This is a genomic window from Bradyrhizobium sp. NDS-1, from assembly GCF_032918005.1.
In the GTDB taxonomy this organism is placed as follows: domain Bacteria; phylum Pseudomonadota; class Alphaproteobacteria; order Rhizobiales; family Xanthobacteraceae; genus Bradyrhizobium; species Bradyrhizobium tunisiense.
The window spans coordinates 3,664,212-3,684,410 of sequence record NZ_CP136628.1; the positions used below are offsets into that span (position 1 = coordinate 3,664,212).

General features: G+C 65.8%; 20 protein-coding genes. 9 read left to right on the forward strand and 11 right to left on the reverse strand.

Annotated features, from left to right (window positions below; genetic code table 11):
* Position 1: 1 nt before the first annotated feature.
* On the reverse strand, positions 2–2,749 hold the full coding sequence (topA, locus tag RX330_RS17265) for a type I DNA topoisomerase (RefSeq protein WP_317243753.1): 2,748 nt from the start codon (positions 2,747–2,749) through the stop codon (positions 2–4).
* A gap of 228 nt (positions 2,750–2,977) precedes the next feature.
* Between topA and RX330_RS17270 the strand changes: the two genes are divergently transcribed.
* Positions 2,978–3,217, forward strand: a complete 240-nt coding sequence (locus RX330_RS17270) for a hypothetical protein (RefSeq protein ID WP_212089558.1) — start codon at positions 2,978–2,980, stop codon at positions 3,215–3,217.
* 147 nt (positions 3,218–3,364) lie between these two features.
* On the opposite strand, the gene RX330_RS17275 is transcribed toward RX330_RS17270, so the two are convergent.
* Entirely contained in the window at positions 3,365–3,832 is a 468-nt protein-coding gene (locus tag RX330_RS17275; RefSeq protein WP_317243754.1) for a winged helix-turn-helix transcriptional regulator, read from the reverse strand.
* A 121-nt stretch (positions 3,833–3,953) separates the two neighbouring features.
* On the opposite strand from RX330_RS17275, the gene RX330_RS17280 reads away from it, so the two are divergent.
* Entirely contained in the window at positions 3,954–4,727 is a 774-nt protein-coding gene (locus RX330_RS17280) for an SDR family oxidoreductase (protein ID WP_317243755.1), read from the forward strand.
* A 66-nt stretch (positions 4,728–4,793) separates the two neighbouring features.
* Here RX330_RS17280 and RX330_RS17285 read toward each other — a convergent pair whose 3' ends face one another.
* Positions 4,794–5,402, reverse strand: a complete 609-nt coding sequence (locus tag RX330_RS17285) for an FMN-dependent NADH-azoreductase (protein ID WP_317243756.1) — start codon at positions 5,400–5,402, stop codon at positions 4,794–4,796.
* 83 nt (positions 5,403–5,485) lie between these two features.
* Here RX330_RS17285 and RX330_RS17290 point away from each other — a divergent pair, with 83 nt between their 5' ends.
* The gene (locus RX330_RS17290) at positions 5,486–5,920 is read left to right on the forward strand and encodes a winged helix-turn-helix transcriptional regulator (protein WP_317243757.1); all 435 of its coding nucleotides are present in this window, start codon (positions 5,486–5,488) and stop codon (positions 5,918–5,920) included.
* Here RX330_RS17290 and dprA read toward each other — a convergent pair.
* Positions 5,917–7,059 carry a DNA-processing protein DprA gene (dprA, locus tag RX330_RS17295; protein WP_317243758.1) on the reverse strand — a complete coding sequence of 381 codons (1,143 nt, stop codon included), beginning with the start codon at positions 7,057–7,059 and terminating at the stop codon, positions 5,917–5,919. The two genes, RX330_RS17290 and dprA, sit on opposite strands and share 4 nt — an antisense overlap.
* 91 nt (positions 7,060–7,150) lie before the next feature.
* On the opposite strand from dprA, the gene RX330_RS17300 reads away from it, so the two are divergent.
* The gene (locus tag RX330_RS17300; protein WP_317243759.1) at positions 7,151–8,395 is read left to right on the forward strand and encodes an amidase; all 1,245 of its coding nucleotides are present in this window, start codon (positions 7,151–7,153) and stop codon (positions 8,393–8,395) included.
* Here RX330_RS17300 and RX330_RS17305 read toward each other — a convergent pair.
* The 4 genes from RX330_RS17305 to RX330_RS17320 form a co-directional block, all read right to left on the reverse strand.
* Positions 8,387–9,580, reverse strand: a complete 1,194-nt coding sequence (locus RX330_RS17305; protein WP_317243760.1) for a patatin-like phospholipase family protein — start codon at positions 9,578–9,580, stop codon at positions 8,387–8,389. The two genes, RX330_RS17300 and RX330_RS17305, sit on opposite strands and share 9 nt — an antisense overlap.
* Before the next feature lie 159 nt (positions 9,581–9,739).
* Positions 9,740–10,336 carry a glycerol-3-phosphate 1-O-acyltransferase PlsY gene (plsY, locus tag RX330_RS17310; RefSeq protein ID WP_212089571.1) on the reverse strand — a complete coding sequence of 199 codons (597 nt, stop codon included), beginning with the start codon at positions 10,334–10,336 and terminating at the stop codon, positions 9,740–9,742.
* Between the two features lie 44 nt (positions 10,337–10,380).
* Positions 10,381–11,682 carry a dihydroorotase gene (locus RX330_RS17315; protein ID WP_317243916.1) on the reverse strand — a complete coding sequence of 434 codons (1,302 nt, stop codon included), beginning with the start codon at positions 11,680–11,682 and terminating at the stop codon, positions 10,381–10,383.
* Between the two features lie 5 nt (positions 11,683–11,687).
* Positions 11,688–12,635 carry an aspartate carbamoyltransferase catalytic subunit gene (locus tag RX330_RS17320; protein ID WP_212089576.1) on the reverse strand — a complete coding sequence of 316 codons (948 nt, stop codon included), beginning with the start codon at positions 12,633–12,635 and terminating at the stop codon, positions 11,688–11,690.
* A 162-nt stretch (positions 12,636–12,797) separates the two neighbouring features.
* Here RX330_RS17320 and RX330_RS17325 point away from each other — a divergent pair, with 162 nt between their 5' ends.
* From RX330_RS17325 to RX330_RS17340, 4 genes are read left to right on the forward strand one after another with little or no spacing between them, the layout of a single operon-like run.
* Positions 12,798–14,204, forward strand: a complete 1,407-nt coding sequence (locus tag RX330_RS17325) for an NADase-type glycan-binding domain-containing protein (protein WP_317243761.1) — start codon at positions 12,798–12,800, stop codon at positions 14,202–14,204.
* Positions 14,201–14,974 carry a M15 family metallopeptidase gene (locus RX330_RS17330; protein ID WP_317243762.1) on the forward strand — a complete coding sequence of 258 codons (774 nt, stop codon included), beginning with the start codon at positions 14,201–14,203 and terminating at the stop codon, positions 14,972–14,974. The genes RX330_RS17325 and RX330_RS17330 overlap by 4 nt, the downstream gene beginning before the upstream one ends.
* Before the next feature lie 19 nt (positions 14,975–14,993).
* Complete coding sequence (locus RX330_RS17335) at positions 14,994–16,637, forward strand: isovaleryl-CoA dehydrogenase (RefSeq protein WP_317243763.1); 1,644 nt, start codon at positions 14,994–14,996, stop codon at positions 16,635–16,637.
* A 23-nt stretch (positions 16,638–16,660) separates the two neighbouring features.
* On the forward strand, positions 16,661–17,431 hold the full coding sequence (locus tag RX330_RS17340) for a CPBP family intramembrane glutamic endopeptidase (RefSeq protein WP_212090362.1): 771 nt from the start codon (positions 16,661–16,663) through the stop codon (positions 17,429–17,431).
* Here RX330_RS17340 and RX330_RS17345 read toward each other — a convergent pair.
* Entirely contained in the window at positions 17,428–18,351 is a 924-nt protein-coding gene (locus RX330_RS17345; RefSeq protein WP_317243764.1) for an AEC family transporter, read from the reverse strand. The two genes, RX330_RS17340 and RX330_RS17345, sit on opposite strands and share 4 nt — an antisense overlap.
* A gap of 3 nt (positions 18,352–18,354) precedes the next feature.
* Positions 18,355–18,846, reverse strand: coding sequence for a Holliday junction resolvase RuvX (gene ruvX / locus RX330_RS17350; RefSeq protein WP_317243765.1), 492 nt, complete (start codon positions 18,844–18,846; stop codon positions 18,355–18,357).
* A 46-nt stretch (positions 18,847–18,892) separates the two neighbouring features.
* On the opposite strand from ruvX, the gene RX330_RS17355 reads away from it, so the two are divergent.
* A complete protein-coding gene (locus RX330_RS17355) occupies positions 18,893–19,108 on the forward strand; it encodes a hypothetical protein (protein ID WP_212089587.1) in 216 nt (71 codons plus the stop codon).
* A gap of 49 nt (positions 19,109–19,157) precedes the next feature.
* Here RX330_RS17355 and RX330_RS17360 read toward each other — a convergent pair whose 3' ends face one another.
* On the reverse strand, positions 19,158–20,093 hold the full coding sequence (locus RX330_RS17360; RefSeq protein ID WP_317243766.1) for a cyclase family protein: 936 nt from the start codon (positions 20,091–20,093) through the stop codon (positions 19,158–19,160).
* Between the last annotated feature and the right edge of the window lie 106 nt (positions 20,094–20,199).

The window sequence follows — 20,199 nt, forward strand, 5'->3', positions numbered from 1 at the left end:
TTCAAGGCTTGCCGGCACTCTTCTTGGCCGGAGCCTTGCTGGCGGCGGCCTTGGTCGGCGACGTCTTGGCCGACGACGGCACGGCGGCGCGCGCCTTGCTGATGGATTCGGTTTTCGATTTGGCCGCGGCTTTCTTCGCGGCCGGTTTCTTCGGCTTTGGCGCGGCGTCCTCGCCGTCCGCGGCCTTCGCCACAGCCTTCTTGGCCTTGGCCGGCTTTGCGGCCTTTTTCGGCTTCTTGCCGCCGCCCTTGGCCGCGCGCTCGTCGATCAGCGCGATCGCCTGCGGCAGCGTGACGGTGTCCTTTTCGAACTCGGCCGGGATCGTCGCGTTGACGCCGCCGGCGGTGACGTAAGCGCCGTAACGGCCGCTCTTGACGGTGACGGTGCCCAGCGTCGGATGATCGCCGATCGCCTTGCCGGGATCGGCGCCGAAGCGGCGGCTCGGGCCCTTGGCGACCTTCTCCGCGATCAGCGTGACCGCGCGGTTGAGGCCGATGTCGAACACCTCGTCGCCGGCTTCCAGGCTGGCATAGGTCTTCTCGTGCTTCACGAACGGCCCAAAGCGGCCGAGACCCGCGGTGATGGGCTGGCCGGTTTCCGGATGCTTGCCGATCTCGCGCGGCAGCGACAGCAGCTTGAGCGCGAGCTCGAGCTCGACATCGCCGGGCGAGGTACCCTTCGGGATGCCTGCGCGCTTCGGCTTCTCGCCTTCCTCGTAGTCCTTCTGCTCGCCGAGCTGGATGTAGGGGCCGAAGCGGCCGGCCTTGACCCAGACATCGCGACCGGTCTCGGGGTCCTGGCCGAGCGAGCGGTCGGCAGTCGCCTCGCCATCGGCGGCGAGCTGGCGGGTGTAGCGGCACTCAGGATAGTTCGAGCAGCCGACGAAGGCGCCGAACTTGCCGGCCTTGAGATTGAGACGGCCATTGCCGCAGCTGGGGCACTGCCTGATGTCGCCCCCATCGGGCCGCGGCGGATAGATGTGCTGTCCGAGCATGTCGTCGAGCACGTCGAGCACCTGCGCCACGCGCAGATCCTTGATCTCGTCGACGGCGCCGATGAAGCCGGTCCAGAAATCCTTCAGCACCTGCTGCCAGGAGATCTCATTGTTGGAGATGCGGTCGAGCTGCTCTTCCAGATTGGCGGTGAAATCGTATTCGACGTAGCGGGCAAAGAAGCTTTCGAGGAACGCGACCACGACGCGGCCCTTGTCCTCGCCGTGCAGGCGCTTCTTCTCCAGCTTGACGTAGCCGCGGTCCTTCAGCACCTGGAGGATCGAGGCATAGGTCGAGGGCCGGCCGATGCCGAGTTCTTCCATGCGCTTGACGAGCGAGGCCTCGGAGAAGCGCGGCGGCGGCTCGGTGAAATGCTGGGTGACCGACAGGCTCTGCCGCTTGAGCGCGTCGTTCGGGCTCATCGCGGGCAGGCGGCGCGAATCCTCGTCTTCCTCGTCGTCGCGGCCTTCCTGGTAGAGCGCGAGGAAGCCGTCGAACTTGACGACCTGACCGGTGGCGCGCAGCTCGAGCGTGCGGCCACCCGCCTTCGCCGCGATGTCGACGGTGGTGCGCTCCAGCTCGGCGGATTCCATCTGGCTCGCGATGGTGCGCTTCCAGATCAGCTCATAGAGTTTCGCCTGATCGGCATCGAGCCTGCGGCTCATGCTGTCGGGGCGGCGGGACATGTCGGTCGGGCGGATCGCTTCGTGCGCTTCCTGGGCGTTCTTGGCCTTGGCCTGATACTGGCGCGGCGCGTCCGGCACGTAGGCGTTGCCGTAATCCTCGCCGATCACCTTGCGCGCCTGGGTGATCGCGGACGGATCGATCTGCACGCCGTCGGTACGCATATAAGTAATGAGTCCGGTGGTCTCGCCGCCGATGTCGATGCCTTCATAGAGGCGCTGGGCGATGCGCATCGTGTGCGCCGGCGCGAAGCCGTATTTGCGGCTAGCTTCCTGCTGCAGCGTCGAGGTGGTGAAGGGCGCCTGCGGATTGCGCCGGGCCGGCTTTGCGTCGACCGCGGTGACGGCATAGCTGGCGGCTTCCAGCGCCTTCTTGAAGTCTTCGGCTTCCGCGCCGGTGCCGATGTCGAGGCGCTGGATCTTCTTGCCGTCGGCGCCGACGAGGCGGGCCTCGAACGCATCGCCGCGCGGGGTCAAGAGGGTTGCGATCAGCGACCAATATTCGCGCGCGACGAACTTCTCGATCTCGAGCTCGCGGTCGCACACGAGGCGCAGCGCCACCGACTGCACGCGGCCGGCCGAGCGGGCGCCCGGCAGCTTACGCCACAGCACGGGCGAGAGGGTGAAGCCGACCAGATAGTCCAGCGCACGGCGCGCCATATAGGCGTCGACCAGCGCACCGTCGATCTGGCGCGGATGCTTCATCGCGTCCGTGACCGCCTGCTTGGTGATGGCGTTGAACACCACACGCTCGATCTTCTGGTCCTTCAGCGCGCGCTTTTCCTTCAGCACCTCCAGCACGTGCCAGGAGATGGCCTCGCCCTCGCGATCAGGGTCGGTGGCGAGAATCAGGCGATCGGCGTTCTTCAGGGACTTGGCGATGTCGTTGAGCCGGCCGGCCGCCTTGGGGTCGACCTCCCAGATCATCTTGAAATTGGCCTCGGGATCGACGGAGCCGTTCTTGGCGGGCAGGTCGCGGACATGGCCGAACGAAGCCAGGACCTCGTAGGACGAGCCCAGATATTTGTTGATCGTCTTGGCTTTCGCCGGCGACTCCACAATGACGATATTCATGTAGTTCCAGTAACTTATGGGAAAATCTTGGGCCGAAAACGAAAGGACTCGGGTCGGCCGTTTCGACCCGAACATGGGTGGTGAGGTCGTTCCTGTCAAATCGAAGGGTGTTGAAGGCCGCCGCGATGGGAAAAGTTTCATATCGAGAAAGTTGCAGAATACCACCTTGGAGTTGCGGCCGATGTCGGCGTAATGTTTCACCGGGGCATGGATTCGGGGTGGGGTCTGGTGACTAAGCCGGGAAAGAAACGGCCGCGCGTCGCATCAGGCGCGCCGGGGGGCTCGCGCCACGAGGAACCGGGCGAAGGCGGGGCGGATGAGGCGGTCGCCTTCATTGCCGAGCAGAGCGCCGCCCTGCGCAAGCTCGCCGAGCGCCACAAGCTGCACGTGCTACATTATTTATTAGGCATGACGCAGCTCGAGGCCGACGAGCACTTGAGGCTGCGGAGCAAGCGCAAGCTGTCGTGAACATGACATGCTGCTGGTTCCGTGATCCCCGCGCAACGGCAAAGCCGTTGTCGCTGGAGGCGTGAGCGGACGCCCAGGGTGACGGTGACAGATTGAGAGCGCGGGGCTCTGACCTCGCAATGACAGCGTGGTGGCAGCCGTGCGCGTTCAGGCCGATCGCCGTCGCGGAGCCGGCCGCGGCTTCAGCATTGTCTCCGCCGAGCTGAGCAGCCGCCCGTCCTCCGCGCGCATCTCCAGCTTCTTCACCGGGCGGCCCTTCTCGCGATCAACCAGGATGGTCGCGATTTCCTCGGGGCGATCGTCGAATTCCTCACTCCATTGCCGCAGCGCGACCAGGATCGGGAAGGTACCGCGGCCCTTTGGCGTCAGCACATATTCTTGATACGCGCTGCCGTCGGAGGCGGGGGCGGTCGCCAGGATACCGTGATCGACCAACGCGCGCAGCCGCGCCGACAAGATGTTCTTGGCCATGCCGAGCCTGTTCTGAAACTCGCCGAAGCGGCGCTGGCCGGACAGCGCCTCACGGATGATCAGCAGCGACCACCAATCGCCGATCGCGTCCAGCGCCCGTGCGACCGGGCAGGAATCGCTTTCGAAGCTCGTTCGTTTCACCATCGTCCATGTCTCACAGCATTTCGCCAAGTCCGGCGTCGATCACACGCTTGTGTGGTTGCATTATAAAACCATATGCCCTAGATGGCAAATTGGTTTTATTATGCAACCACTGGAGGCTAACGTGAGACTGAAGAACAAGACGGCCCTGATCACCGGCGGCAACAGCGGCATTGGCCTTGCGACCGCAAAGCTGTTCGTGGCCGAGGGCGCGAAAGTGGTGATCACCGGCCGCAACAAGGAGACACTGGAGGCCGCCGCGAAGGAGCTCGGGCCGAACGCCCTCGCGCTCGCTGCCGATGCCACCGACATCGCCGCGACGGACGCTGCGATCAAGCAAGGCGCCGAAAAATTCGGCAAGTTCGACATCGTGTTCGCCAATGCCGGCATCGCCGGCGGCACGCCGCTCGGCTCGGCAACGCTTGATGTCTTCGAGAAAGTCATCAGCACCAACCTGACCAGCGTGTTCTTCACCGTCCAATCCGCGCTGCCTCATCTCAACGACAACGGCTCCATCATCCTCAACGGGTCGGTGATCTCGGTACTCGGCATTCCCGGCTACTCGGCCTACGGTGCCGCGAAGGCCGGCGTGCGCGCGATGGCGCGGATCATGGCATCGGAGCTGTCGCCGCGCGGCATCCGCGTCAATGTCGTGGCGCCCGGTGCGACCCGTACGCCGATCTGGGGACCTGCGACCGCGACGCCAGATGCCGAGAAGGCATTCGAGAAGCGGATCGCGCTGTCGACGCCGCTCGGCCGTCTCGGCGAAACCGATCATGTTGCGAAGACGGTGCTGTTCCTGGCCTCGGATGATTCCGCGCATGTGCAGGGCCAGGAGATCTTCGTCGACGGCGGTGCGGTGGCCTCTCCGAGCGGCGCGCCGATCTATCGCGGTTGATCGGCCCAGCGAACCCGGTCGGGCGCAACACGCGAGTTGCGCCCGACGGGTCAGCTGTCGTGAGCTCTAGGCTGCGCGCAGGCTGATTGCAGCCTGGAGCGCGCCTGCGAGCGCCTTCTCGCGATGGTCCGGTCCGACCTGAATGCCATCGGCGAAGATGAATTCGGGATCGGTGATGCCGATGAAGCCGAACACCCAACGCAGATAGGTCTCGAGATGTTCGCCGGCCGCGTAGGGCGTCTCCGCGCCGTAATAGCCGCCGCGCGAGATCGCCACGATCACGCGCTTTCCGCCGGCAAGGCCCTGCGGTCCATTCGCCCCATAGCTGAATGTCTTGCCCGCAACGAGAATGCGGTCGATCCAGGCCTTGAGCTGGCTCGGAATGGTGAAATTGTACATGGGCGCGCCGATCACGACGATGTCGGCGGCCAGGAACTCGTCCAGCGCGGCAGCGCTGGCGGCGAGGTCGGGCGCCAGTTCAGCCGGCGCCGGCGCGCCTTGCGCGGCTGCGAGGTGGGAGCCGGAGAGATGGGCGAGCGGGATCTGGGTCAGGTCGCGATAGACGATGTCGAGCGCGGGGGTCGCCTGCCGGAGCCGATCGACGATGGCGGCGGAAACCTGCCGGGAGACGGAGTGGGGGCCGAGCACGCTGGAGTCGATATGGAGGAGTTTCATTCGAGGTCACCCTGGTATAAGTTTGTAACCAGAGCTACATGAGTGACTATCGAAATCCCCGCAAGAACGCACTTTTTTGAGCCATGGGCACATTGTTGAAACCTGAGAACACTGATTTGCCTGCCTCGCCGAGGCCAAATCCAGGGTCAGATGCGAGGCCGGATCCCAACCATGCCGACTGCCGCGGGGTCGCCTCCGTGCTGTCCCGCGTCGGCGACAAATGGAGCGTGTTCGTGATCATGATGCTCGGCGGCGGGCCGAAGCGCTTCAATGAGCTCAAACGCATGATCAACGGTATCTCGCAGCGGATGCTGACCCTGACGCTGCGCGGGCTGGAGCGCGACGGCCTCGTCACGCGCACGATCTTTCCGACCATTCCGCCGCGCGTCGATTACGAGCTGACCGATCTCGGCCGCGGGCTGTCGCAGCCGGTCGAGGCCCTCGGCAGATGGGCAATGGAGCATCTGGGGCAGATCGAGGCTGCACGGACACGTTTCGATCAGCGCAACGATAACTAGATCAGCGACACCAACCCGCCGCCATGACGCTCGAGCTTTCCGGCAAGCTCGAGCTCCAGCAGCACGGTGCGCACGATCGCGGGCGAGGCGCCCGACATCCGCACGAGGTCGTCGATCGTCACAGGGGCAGGGCCGAGCAGGCCGGTGATCTGGTCGCGGTCGTGGCCCTGCGGATCGCTCTCGAACGGCTCGCTGTCGGGCTCTTCAGCCGGACGCATCAGCGGCCGCTCCATGATCGGCTGGACCGCGTTGACGATGTCGGCGGCTTCCGTGACCAGCGTTGCGCCCTGCTTGATCAGATCGTTCGCGCCGGCGGCGCGCGGGTCGAGCGGCGAGCCCGGCACGGCGAACACCTCGCGGCCCTGTTCGGCCGCCATGCGCGCGGTGATCAGCGAACCCGAGCGGTGCGCTGCCTCCACCACGACCACGCCGAGCGAGGCGCCCGAGATCAGCCGGTTGCGGCGAGGGAAGTCACGGGCGCGCGGCTCGTGGCCGAGCGGCATCTCGGAGATCGCGGCGCCCGCGTGGTCGAGGATCGCGGTGAGGAGATCGCCATGCTCGGGCGGATAGATGCGATCATGCCCGCCGGCCAGCACTGCGACCGTGCCGCCGTCGACGCTCGTGCGATGCGCGGCCTGATCGACGCCGCGGGCCAGGCCGGAGATGACGACGAAGCCGGCTTCGCCGAGCTCGCGCGCGAGCTGGCCGGCGAACTTCAGCCCCGCGCCGGAGGCATTGCGCGAGCCGACGATCGCAATCATCGGCCGCATCAAGGTTTTCGCGTCACCGCGCACGGCGAGCAGCGGCGGCGCATCGTCGATCATCGCCAGCCGGGCCGGATAGCCGTCCTCGCCCGGCGCAAGCCAGGCGATGCCGAACTTGCGGCTCGCGGCAAGCTCGGCCTTGGCTTCGTCGGCGCTGCAGATGCGCCCCGATCGCTGCGCGCCGCCGCGCCGCGCCAGATCCGGCAGCCGCTCCAGCGCGGCGCGCGCGGTGCCGAAATGATCGAGCAGCGAGCGGAAGGTGCGCGGGCCCACATTGTCGGAACGGATCAGCCGCAGCCGGTCGATCCGCTCAGCCTCGGTCAGCTCCACGCTCGAATTGATGGCGTCCACGGCGTCTCCTTGCAGGCACAGCATGGAACAACCTGAGGGCGTTGCGCAACAGCGGCGTGTGCTTGCGCGACTTCGCCCCGATGTTAAAAGCGATGCCAATAAGAAGGATGTTGCCATGATCTCACTCGCCGACCTCCAGCGCCGCATTGAAGCGGGCGAGTTGTCGCCCGATGCCGCCATCGTCCAGTCGCACGCGGCGATCGAGGCCAAGGAGAAGGACGTCCGTGCCTTCGTCCGCCACGACAAGTCGGCAAGAGCGCAGGCCACGGGTCCCCTGCGCGGCATCGCGGTCGGGATCAAGGACATCATCGACACCGCCAGCATGCCGACCGAGATGGGCTCGGAGATCTATCGTGGCTGGCAGCCGCGCGCCGACGCACCCGTCGTGATGATGCTGAAGCGGGCGGGCGCCACCATCATCGGCAAGACCACGACAACGGCGTTCGCCTCGCGAGATCCAACGCCGACGCTCAATCCGCATAACCTTGGCCACACGCCGGGCGGCTCGTCCTCGGGCTCGGCGGCGGCCGTCGGCGCCGGCATGATCCCGCTGGCGCTGGGCACCCAGACCGGTGGCTCGGTGATCCGGCCCGCCGCCTATTGCGGGACCGCCGCGATCAAGCCGTCATTCCGCATGCTGCCGACGGTCGGCGTGAAGTGCTATTCGTGGGCGCTCGACACCGTCGGCCTGTTTGGATCGCGGGCGGAAGATCTCGCGCGCGGATTGTTGGCCATGACGGGGCGCACCGAATTTGCCGGCATCGTTCCGGCGAAATCGCCTCGCATCGGCGTGGTCAGGCAGGAGTTTGCAGGCAGCGTGGAGCCGGCGGCCGAAGAGGGCTTGCAGGCCGCGATCAAAGCCGCCGAACGTGCCGGTGCCAGTGTGCAGACCATCGATCTGCCTGAGGCCGTGCAGGAGGCCTGGCGCATCCATCCCATCGTCCAGGATTTCGAGGCGCATCGCGCGCTGGCCTGGGAGTTTTCGGAGCGTCACGACGAGATCGCGCCGATGCTGCGGGCAAGCCTCGATGCGACCGCCAATCTGACGCCGAAGGACTATGACAATGCGCGCCGGATCAGCCGTCGTGGCCGCCGCGAGCTCGGCGAGCTGTTCGAGGGCATCGACGTGCTCCTGACCTATTCGGCGCCGGGCACGGCGCCGGCCAAGGAGCTCGCGACGACAGGCGATCCCCGCTACAACCGGCTCTGGACCCTGATGGGCAATCCTTGTGTCAACGTGCCGGTGCTGAAGGTGGGTGGCCTGCCTGTTGGCGTGCAGGTGATCGCGCGCTTCGGCAACGATCCGGTCGCACTCGCTGCGGCGTGGTTCCTGGAGGACGCGCTGGCGAAGTCAGGCTAGCGCCGGTTCGGCCGCGGGCAATTTGCGTTGAGTCTCATTGCTCGTCACGTCTTGCCCGAGCCAGCGCTCGGCAGCGTGACGGCCGCTCCGGTGCAGTTGCCGAATGAAGCCGCGGCCGAGATCGGTCGATGAGCGCTGCGCCAGGCCGTCAACGGAGTCTTCTGCCGCGATCCTGGTGAGGCGCAGCGACGGTGCGGCATGCGCCTTCGCCCATTCGATCGCGGCGATCTCGGCATTGAGCGCCGCGTTGGCCGCGATCTGGTCAAGCCTGCGGTCGATCGCAGCGAGCGTGATCGGCACGTAGCCGTCGCGCGCCGGCGTGACCTGGACCAGCAGGACGTCGGACGTTGTCGTCTCCTGCGCCAGCCGCAGCAGGGGCGGATTGCCGCCGAAGCCGCCGTCCCAATAGGCCTCGCCGTCGATCTCGACGGCACAGTGAACCAGCGGCGGGCAGGTCGAGGCCAGCGCGACGTCGGCGGTGAGGGCGTCGTTGCGGAAGATCTGCTGCTGCCCGTCACGGATCCGCGTCGCCGCGATCAGCAGCTTTGGACAGCGGGCGCCACGCAGCGCGGAAAAGTCGATGTCGCGCGACAACGCCTGCCTGAGCGGATCGAGATCGAACGGATCGAAATGGCCGGAGCGCAAGGTCGGACCGAACGCGACCGAGCTTCCCGCCGGCGAGAAGCCACCGACCAGCATCAGCGAGCGAAACGAGGCCTCATGCATCAGGCGAAGCCAGAACCGGCTCAGCCGGCTACGTGCAGCTTCGCGGCCGCCCTCCGCGAGGCCGGAGCCGAGCAGGAGCGCATTGATCGCGCCGGCACTAGCGCCGCTGATCGTGTCGATCTCGATGGGCTCTTCCAGCAGCCGCTCCAGCACGCCCCACGTGAAGGCGGCAAAGGTGCCGCCGCCCTGGAGCGCCAGCGAGAGTCTTCGCGGCGGCCATTGGTCGGAGCGTGCCTGCGCGGGCCCGACCGGCGCAGCTCTGGTCGCGACCTCGACCGTCGCGGGCGCTTGCGCGATCACATCGAGTTGTGCCGCTGGCGGCAAGTCCGGAAGAGACTTTGGCGGAAGCGAGGGCGAGTCGGACCAGATATTGGTCGTCGAGAGCAGACGGCTTGCTGCGGTGCAGGAAGCACCCAGCGAACCAACTCCGTCATGCGTGCCGACAATCTTCTCGCTCATGCTGAGCAACCGCCGCCATTTCCGCCGTCAGGATGACAGGCTCGGAACCCGCTCGCCAATACAACCGTGATTCGGCCGCGAGTTGCGAACAGGATTTGGGCATATAATGCAGAAGGGTTGCTTCGGTATCCGTAGATGCCCGGCTTCTCTGGAAATGCGCTACGCCTTCTCGCCGATGCGGCTTTCCTTGCCCCCTTGCAACCGCTTGATGTTCTCGCGATGCGCGTAGAACATCAGCAGCGTCAGCACCGCGAACAATGCTGCGAGCGCGAGGTGCCCGAACCACCACAGGAATATCGGCGTGATGAAGGCCGCCACCAGCGCCGAGAGCGACGAATAGCGGGTGGTTAAGGCGGTCGCCAGCCAAAGCAGGCAGAACACCACCATGCCGGGCCAGAACAGGCCGAGCAGGACGCCGATGTAGGTGGCGACGCCCTTGCCACCCCTGAACTTGAGCCAGACCGGGAAGAGATGACCGAGGAACGCTCCGAGCCCGGCCACCATGGCGGCGTTGGGGCCGGCAAGATAGCCGGCAATCACCACAGCCGCGGTGCCCTTGAGCGCATCGAGCAACAGGGTGCCTGCGGCAAGAGCCTTGCTGCCCGTGCGCAGCACGTTGGTGGCGCCGATGCTGCCGGAGCCGATCGAGCGAATATCCTGCGTGCCGGCGAGCCTGGTCAGGACCAGCCCGAACGGAATCGAGCCGAAGAGGTAGCCGATGACGAAAGCCACCGGCAGGAAGGCTTCAAGCCCCATGGCTGAGTCTCCAAAGGCTGAATTGCCTCGAACGATCTTGCACGTCAGACATGCTCGTACACCGTGCGACCGCCGACAATGGTGCGCACCACGCGGCCTGTAAAGCGGGCCTCGTCGAACGGGGTGTTCTTGCAGGGTGATTTGAGGTCGGCGGGATCGACCACCCAGGGCACGTCGGGGTCGATCACAATGACATCGGCCGGGCTGCCCGCGCGCAGGGTTCCACCAGGCAGGCCGAGCAGCTCGGCCGGGCGGGTCGACATTGCCCGGATCAGCGTCTTCAGTTCCAGCTCGCCGTTGTGAACGAGGCGCAGACCCGCCGGCAGCATTGTTTCCAGACCGACGGCGCCGGGAGCGGCTTCCGCGAAGGGCAGGCGCTTGACCTCGACGTCCTGCGGATTGTGGTCGGACATGATGACGTCGAGCAGGCCGGAGGCGGTCGCGGCCACCAGCGCGCGGCGGTCGTCCTCGGTCCGCAGCGGCGGCGACAGCTTCAGGAAGGATCGGTAGGGCCCGATGTCGTTCTCGTTCAGCGCGAGATGGTTGATCGAGACCGAGGCGCTGACGGGGAGGCCGGCATCGCGGGCGCGCTGCAGGATGTCGAGCGAGTCGATGCAGGTCAGCGAGGCCGCGTGATAGCGGCCGCCGGTCAACGCGACGAGGCGCATGTCGCGTTCGAGGATTACCGCCTCGGCGGCATTCGGGATGCCGACCAGGCCGAGCCGCGATGCGAACTCGCCTTCGTTCATCACGCCCTCGCCGACGAGATCGGGGTCCTCGGTGTAGTGGACGATCAGCGCGTCGAAATCGCGCGCGTAGGTCAGCGCGCGGCGCATCACCTGCGCATTGGTCACGCTTCTGGCGCTATCGCAGAAGGCGACGGCGCCCGCGGCCTTGAGCAAGCCGAACTCGGTCATCTCCTGACCGTGCATGCCCTTGGTGAGGGCGGCCATCGGCTGGATGTTGACGATCGCGGTGTCGCGGGCGCGGCGCATCACGAAGTCGACGGTCGCCGAGTTGTCGATGACCGGAGACGTGTCGGGCTGGCAGATGATGGTGGTGATGCCGCCGGTCGCAGCCGCCTGGCTCGCGGTGGCGAAGGTCTCGCGATGGCTGAAGCCGGGCTCGCCGACGAAGGCGCGCATGTCGATCAGGCCGGGCGCGACGACCTTGCCGGAGCAGTTGACGATGTCGGTGCCTTCAGGGACGCCGGCAGCGCCGATGCCGCGACGGGTCTCGCGGATGATGCCGTCGGCGATGAGGACGTCGCCGACACCGTCGAAATCCCTGGAGGGGTCGACGACGCGGGCGTTGGCGAGGAGGATGGGGCGGCGATCGGTCAGCATCGGCATCACGCGTTCGGCAGGTTGCGGGCTAGCGCTTCCAGCACCGCCATGCGCACGGCGACGCCCATTTCCACCTGTTCGCGGATCAGGGACTGCGCGCCGTCGGCCACGATCGAATCGATCTCGACGCCGCGGTTCATGGGGCCGGGATGCATCACCAGGGCATCAGGCTTGGCGTAAGCGAGCTTCTTCTGGTCGAGCCCGAAATAGTGGAAGTATTCGGACGACGACGGTACGAAGGAGCCGTTCATGCGCTCGCGCTGCAGCCGCAGCATCATGACGATATCCGCGCCGTTGAGGCCCTCGCGCATGTCGCGCGCGACCTCGACGCCCATCCGCTCGATGCCGGGCGGCATCAATGTGGTGGGGCCGACCACGCGGACGCGGGCACCCATCGTGTTGAGCAGGATGATGTTGGAGCGGGCGACACGCGAATGCAGCACGTCGCCGCAGATCGCGACCACGAGGCCTTCGATCCGGCCCTTGTTGCGGCGGATGGTGAGTGCGTCGAGCAGGGCCTGCGTCGGATGCTCATGTGCGCCGTCGCCGGCATTGATCACGGAACCGTCAACCTTGCGCGCCAGCAGTTCCACCGCGCCGGAGGCGTGATGGCGCATCACCAGGATGTCCGGGTGCATCGCGTTCAGCGTCATCGCGGTATCGATCAGCGTCTCGCCCTTCTTCATGGACGAGGAGGACACCGACATGTTCATGACGTCCGCCCCGAGCCGCTTGCCGGCGAGCTCGAACGAGGATTGGGTCCGGGTGGAGGCCTCGAAGAAGAGGTTCACCTGCGTCCGTCCCCGCAGGACGGTGCGCTTCTTGTCAACCTGACGGTTGAGCTCGACATATTCTTCGGACAGGTCGAGGAGGCCGGTGATGTCGGCCGCGGAAAGGCCCTCGATGCCCAGCAAATGCCGGTGGCCGAGGACGAAGGTCGATTTCGATGTCATTAAAAGCAGAGCTATAGGGGGGGATGCCGGGGGGAGCAAGCTTCAAATCCGGCCCGCGGACTTATCCACGGCGCTTTGCGGTCGGGAGGACGCTGGCAGCCTGTGTTCGGGGCAGCCGCTTTGCGCTAGACTCGCGCCATTCGTTGCGTCACGGGCTGGATCATGACGAGCACGCGGTATTTTAATCGACTGGCGCGCAATATTGCTGCGCTGAGCGCCGCGTGCCTTGTCGGCCTGGCGACACCGGCGCTGGCGGAGAAGCGCGTGGCGCTCGTCATCGGCAACGACCTCTATCCGAACCTGCCGGCCGACCGGCAATTGAAGAAGGCGGCCAATGACGCAGCGACCGTCGCCGATGCGCTGAGGTCACTTGGATTTGAGATCGTGCTCGGGACCAATCTCGGCCGTCAGGGCATGATCGACCGGCTCGCGGACTTCACGGCGCGGCTCGAGCCGGGCGATACGGCTGCCGTGTTCTATGCAGGGCATGGCGTTGCCATCGCCGGGGTGAACTACCTCGTGCCGAGCGATGTTCCCACCGTCGTCGAGGGCGCCGAAGCACGGGTGCGCGGGGCCTCGATCGCTGAGCCTGACGTGATTGCGGAGCTTCAGGCGAAGTCGGTGCGGGTCGCCTTCATCGTCATCGACGCCTGCCGTGACAATCCGTTTCCGCGCGCCGCCGGCCGTTCGATCGGCAATACGCGCGGGCTCGCTGATGCGCGGCCGGCGCGCGGGATCTTCACGCTCTATTCCGCGGGGATCGGCCAGACGGCGCTCGATCAGCTCAGCAGCAACGATAATGCACATAATTCGGTGTTCACGCGGATATTCATCGAGCAGCTGAAGCGGCCCGAGCTGCACCTCGGCGATCTCGCGGTCGAAGTGCGCGAGCGTGTGGCGGCGCTGGCGCAGACCGCGACGGACGGTGGAGGGCAACCGGCGCCACACGAACAGACGCCGGCCTATTACGACCAGACGCTCGGCGGACGCATCTATCTCTGGAATGCGGGATCGTCGAACGGGGCGAAAGTGGCGGGCATGCTGGTGAAGCCGCCGGCAAGTCCTGCGGTCGCGGAGCGATCGGCCTTTCGTCCGCAGCGCCCGTCCACGGCCGGTGAAAGCTGCGCCCGCAGCGGATTCGAGACCTATTGCGTCAGCTCGATGCTGAAGCCGCAATACGGCAATTCGTACGGCGCTGCGAACCTGTTCGACGCCTCTACAGGGACGGCCTGGGTCGAGGGTGCGTCGGGCAACGGCATCGGCGAATGGATCACGATCGAGTTCGAAACCCTGCGGCTTGTCAAGTCGATCCATGTGCAGAACGGCTATCAGAAGAGCCCCGACATCTTCGCCAAGAACAACAGGGTCCGTCAGATCCGGGTGCTGCTCTCGGGCGGCGAGTCCCGGACTTTCATTCTCGACGACAAGCTGTCGGCGCAGCTCCTGACATTGCGGCCGCCGATTGCGGCCTATTGGCTGCAGTTCATCATCGACGATGTCTGGGCCGGCAACAAATACATGGACACCGCGATCACGAAACTTCTGGTCAGCTCGGATCCGGTGCAATGACCGCAAGGATTGGGATCGCAGCGCGCGCAACGCTGGTCGTGCTGCTTGCAATATCCGTCCCCGCGCCGGCGCGGGCGCAGGCCTTGCCGGGCGGCTTCGCGTACTTGCGCGACATCGACCCCAGCATCATTCAGGACATTCGCTATGCCACGTCGAACAATTTCGTCGGGCGTCCGCTTGCGGGCTATGGCGCCGGAGAGTGCGTGGTCAAAAGGGAGGTGGGACTGCGGCTGAAGGCGGTCCAGGAAGAGCTCGCGGCGCAAAGCCTGTCGCTCAAGATGTTCGATTGCTACCGGCCGGCGCGGGCCTCGCTCGACATGGTCAAGTGGTCGCAGAACGGCCACGAGACCGCCGCCGAGCGGCGCTACAATCCCAAAATTCCCAAGACGGAGCTGTTCCGCCTCGGCTACATCGCCAGCCGTTCGCAGCATTCGACCGGTGCCGCGCTCGATCTCACGTTGGTCGATCTCAAGGCCGACAACACCGCGAAATATGATCCTTCAAAGACCTATGCCGATTGCACCGCGCCGGTCGGGGCGCGCGCGCCCGAAGGCAGCGTCGACATGGGCACCGGCTACGACTGCACCGACACGAAAGGCCATACTGCGGCACCGTCGATCACAGGGGAGCAGCGCACCTGGCGCAGGCGGCTGGTGGCTGCGATGGCCAGGCAAGGCTTTGTGAACTATTCGAAAGAGTGGTGGCATTTTTCCCTGCCGGGGGCGGGTGGGGCAGCCTATGATTTCCCGATCGAGCCGCGCCGGAACTAAAGACCGCGCCGAGGAACTGATGACCCAGCCGAGCTTCGCGACCCACGAGGTCTTCAATCAATCGCCCCCGTTCGAGGATATCGACCTATTCGCCGTGGATCGGCCGCTGGTCGAGGCGGTCAAGGCCAATGGCGGTGGGGCGGCGGAACGCGAGCTGTCGGAGTTCGGCAAGCAATGGGGTTCGGCCGCGATGGCCGATCGCGGGCGCCTCGCCAACGAGAACACGCCAAAGCTGCGCAGCTTCGATGCCAAGGGCAACCGCCGCGACCAGGTCGAGTTTCACCCCGCCTATCATGAGCTGATGGCGCACAGCGCCCATGCCGGCGTGCACAATTCGACCTGGACTGCGAACGGCAAACCTGCGGGCGATGCCGCGGAAGTCATTCGTGCGGCAAAGTTCTACATGGCGGCACAAGTCGAGACCGGCCATCTCTGTCCGATCACGATGACGCGCGCCGCCGTTGGCGCGCTGGCGACGCAGCCGGACCTGCTCGCGCGCGTGATGCCGGTACTGTCGACCAGGAGTTACGATCCCAGCTTTGCGCCGTGGTGGCAGAAGCGCGGCATGACGCTCGGCATGGGGATGACCGAGAAGCAGGGCGGCACCGACGTGCGCACCAACATGACCCGCGCGGTGCGCGAGGGCGAGGCCTATCGCATCACCGGCCACAAATGGTTCATGTCGGCGCCGATGTGCGATGCGTTCCTGGTGCTGGCGCAGGCCGAAGGCGGGCTGACCTGTTTCTTCATGCCGCGCTTCGCGCCGGATGGCGCCGTGAATGCGATTCAGTTCCAGCGGCTGAAGGACAAGCTCGGCAACCGCTCCAATGCCTCCTCCGAGGTCGAATTCGCAGGTGCCTACGCCGAACGGATCGGCGAGGAGGGCAAGGGCATCCGCACCATCATCCAGATGGTGCAGCTGACGCGGCAGGATTGCGCGATCGCCTCCGTCGGCCTGATGCGCTCGGGGCTCGCCCATGCGCTGCATCACGCCCGTCACCGCAGCGTGTTCCAGAAGCATCTCGCCGATCAGCCGCTGATGCAGGCGGTGCTGTCGGATATGGCGCTCCATGTGGAGGCGAGCACGGCTCTGGTGATGCGGCTCTGCCGCGCCTTCGATCGCACCCCGCACGATGCGGCGGAGGCCGCCTATATGCGATTGCTGACGCCGGCGATCAAATACTGGACCTGCAAGAGCGCGCCGCCGTTCCTCTATGAAGCCATGGAATGCCTCGGCGGCAATGGCTATGTCGAGGACGGCATTCTGGCGCGCCACTATCGGGAGTCGCCGGTCAACGCGATCTGGGAAGGCTCGGGCAACGTCATGTGCCTCGACGTGCTCCGCGCGCTCTCGCGTGAACCGGCGCCGGCGATGGCGGTGCTGCAATCGCTCGCGGCCGAGACGAAGGGCTTGCCCGGGGCAGCGGAGGCGGTCACCTTCATCGGCAAGACCTTCCGCCGCGCCGATGGCGAACGCATCGCACGGCTTGCGGTCGAGAAGCTGGCGCTGCTTGCGGCTGCCGCGGCGCTCAACGGCGTGTCACCGCGCAATGCCGAACTGTTCGCGAGCACGCGTCTTACAGCCAATCACGCCAGCATGTATGGCGCGGTGGACCTGGAGAGCGGCGAGGTGCGCGCACTGCTGGAGCGGGCGCTGCCGTGAGCCTCCCCAACGAAAGCCTCCTGATGGACTCCCTCAATCCCGATCACCCCCCGCCGACTGCGACGCCTGCGGAACAGGCGCCGCGCGTCTGGAAGTTCTGGGGCACGGCGCTGTGGGGCCTCTTCATCTTCTTCGCGATGTTCGTCGGGCAGATCGGCGCCGTCGTTCTGCTGGCGGTGCAGCGTGGTCTTCCCATGGACCTCGCCTCGATCCAGCTCGTCGGCCACGAGCCCCAGACGCTCGCGCTTTCGGTCATCATGGGCCTGCCGACGACGCTTTTGGCGGTGTGGCTCGCCATCAGCATCAAGAAGGCCTCCTTCGTCGACTATCTGGCGCTGCATTGGCCGTCCTGGAAGCAGCTCCTGTTCGGTGCGGTCGGGCTGATCGTGATCGTGCTGGTCTGGGAGACGATGTCGCGCGCGCTTGGCCGCGAGGCGACGCCGGGCTTCATGACCGATCTGCTGAAATCCGGTCGCGACAAGGGCGCGGCGCTGCTGCTTCTGTTCGCCTTCAGCGTGGCCGCGCCGATGTCGGAAGAGATTCTGGCGCGCGGCTTCCTCTATCGCGGCTGGTCGGCGAGCTTCCTGCGCGTACCGGGCGCAATCCTGCTGTCGTCGCTGGTGTGGACGATCGTCCATCTGCAATACGACATGTACTTCCTCGCCGAGGTCTTCACCATCGGCCTGTGGTTCGGCTACATGCGTCATCGTGCCAATTCGCTTTGGCTGACGATCGTGCTGCACGCGCTCAACAATCTGACTGCGGTAGTGCTGACGATGTGGCTGGGGAGCTAGGCGACCAGCGCGATCGCGATCGGCATGGTGATTGCCGCCAGGATCGTCTGCAGCGTGATGATCTGCGCTAGCAGTGGCGCGTCGCCGCCCATCTGGCGAGCGAGGACATAGGCGCTGGACGAGGTGGGCACCGCCGAGCAGATCGCCACGATCGCAAGGCTGTTGCCGGACAGTCCGAACCAGACACCGAGCCCAAGGGCGAGCGCCGGCATCAGCACGAGCTTGAAGACGACGCCGACGCCTGCGCCGAGGCTCGGGCGCAATAGCCCTTCGAGATGCAGCCCCGCGCCGGTGACGAGAAGGCCGATGGCGAGCGAGGAACTGCCGAGCGCGTCGGCAACCTCATGCCAGAGCCTCGGCAGCGGCAGATGGGAGACATTCACGGAAAGGCCGATGATGCAGGCCCAGATCAGGGGATTGCGCACCAGGGTCATGACGATGGCGCGGCCGGATTGCTTTTCGGGCGATGCATAACGAGCGAGCACCGCGACGCTGAACACGTTGACGAGGGGAATGATCGCGACCATCGCCACGGAGGCGAGCGCCAGTCCGACATCGCCGAACAAATTGGCGGCGATCGACAGTGCCACAAAGGTCTGCCAGCGCGTCGCGCCCTGGAAGATCGAGGTGAAGGCAGGACCGTCGATACCGAGCCGAGACAGGGCGGGACGCAGCGCGAGGCAGAGCAGCGACATTGCGAGCGCCGACAGCAGCAGCGCTCCGCCGACGCCGGCGACCGGCACCTTGGAGAGGTCGGCCTTCACCAGCGTCTGGATCAGCAGCATCGGAAACAGCACGAAATAGGTCAGCCGTTCCAGGCCGTGCCATTGCGTGTCGAGCCGCATCAGGCTGCGCTTCAGCACGATTCCGAGCACGATCAGGATGAAGACCGGCAGCAGCGCCGCGACGACGACGGCCATGGCTCAGTCGGTCCCCGGGCTGGCGCGAAGATTGGCGAGGCGGTCGAGCGCGCCTTGCAGGATGAAGATCGCGGCATGCTCGTCGATCACCTCGGCGCGCTTGGCGCGGCTGACGTCCATGCCGATCAGCTCGCGCTCGACCGCGGCGGTCGAGAGGCGCTCGTCCCACAAGCCGATGGGCAGCGCGGTCAGGCCGGCAAGGTTGCGGGCAAAGGCACGGGTGGATTGCGCACGCGGACCCTCGCTGCCGTCCATGTTGATGGGCAGGCCCAGCACGAAACCGGCCGCCTTGCGCTCGGCTGCAATCGCGATCAGCCGGGCGGCGTCCTGCTTGAACGCCTTGCGCTGGACCGTCTCGACGCCGGTCGCAAGCCGCCGGTCCGGGTCGGACACGGCAACGCCAATGGTCTTGGTGCCGAGATCGAGCCCGACCAGCGCGCCGCGCGCGGGCCAGTGGGTTGCAGCATCGACGAGAGGCAGGATAAGAGCCGGCATGGCGTAGCGCATATCACGCGTCACGCCGCGGAGTGAACCCGGAACAATGGACGCGCTGACACTATTCGGCCTGTTTGCCGTTACGGCGATGCTGGTCTGTTATGCGATGGAAGATCGCAGCCACTGGTTTGTGCTGTTGTTCGCGGTGTCCTGCGCGCTCGGATCGGCCTATGGCTTCTTGCAGGGCGCCTGGCCATTCGGCCTCGTCGAGGCGATCTGGGCCCTGGTGGCGCTGCGGCGGTGGCACCTCAGGCCGCAGTAAGGAAGGGGGCGAGGGTACGTGCGGTCCTCGCCCTTGAGAAGCTTTGCGCTCAGCGGATCGCGATCGGATTGATCATCGCCTGCACCCCGCCGGTCCAGCGCGGCTGTCCGAGCACGAACAGGAATTCGTAGCCCTTGTCCTTGGCGAGCGCGGCGGTGTCCATGTTCTCGAGGATGTAGGTCCCGTTCATCGCGAGCAGGATCTGGTGCACTTCGAACAGGTTCTTGGATTCGAACGGCACCACCTCGACGCCCCAGGTGTCGGCACCCACCGCGACGACGCCCTTGCCGGTCAAATACTTCGCGCCTTCGACGCCGAGGCCGGGCTCACCGGCCGAATAGCGCTTGTCGTCCTTGCCAACCAGGCCGAGCCAGCCGGTGTGGAAGATGACGACATCGCCCTGGCGGATCTCGACGTTCTGCTGCTTGGCGGCTTCCTCGATCTCCTTGACGTTGAAGGCGGTGCCTTCCTTCACCACGTCGGTCTTGAAATAGGCTGCCATGTCGAGCAGCACGCCGCGCGTGACCATCGGCGGCACCTTCTCGATGCCGAGCTTTTTCAAGCCGGTCGGATCGGCGAAATCGGCGAGCTTGTGGCCGTTGTAATAGACGTGCTCGATGCCGAGATGGCCGAGCCCGTCGAGTTGGCTGCCAACGCCGACCCAGGTATTCAGGATGTCATCGTTGTAGGTCGCCTTGTTCGGACCAAGGCCGCTGCTGCCCGCCTGTCCCGGCTGCACGATCGTGATCTTGTAGTCGCGCGGCGGATAGGCCGGAGTCTTGGAATCGACGGGCATGCCGAGCGCGTAGGTCTTGCCGGACTTTACAAGTGATGCCGCCTTCACCACGAGCTCCGGCGTCATGTAGTTGGCGGCGCCGATCTCGTCGTTCGGCCCCCATTTCGATTTGGTCCAGTCCTGGGCATTTGCGGTGCCTGTGATCGCCGACAATGCAGCGACCCAGCACAACACGAGCGTATTGCGCATCGTTAGTCCTCCCGATGTCTTGCCGATGTTCGGCTTCGTTATGGTTCGCGTTGGTAGTGACGCATCCTAACGTCAAAGAATCGGGTGCTTCAAAATGTTTCAACGC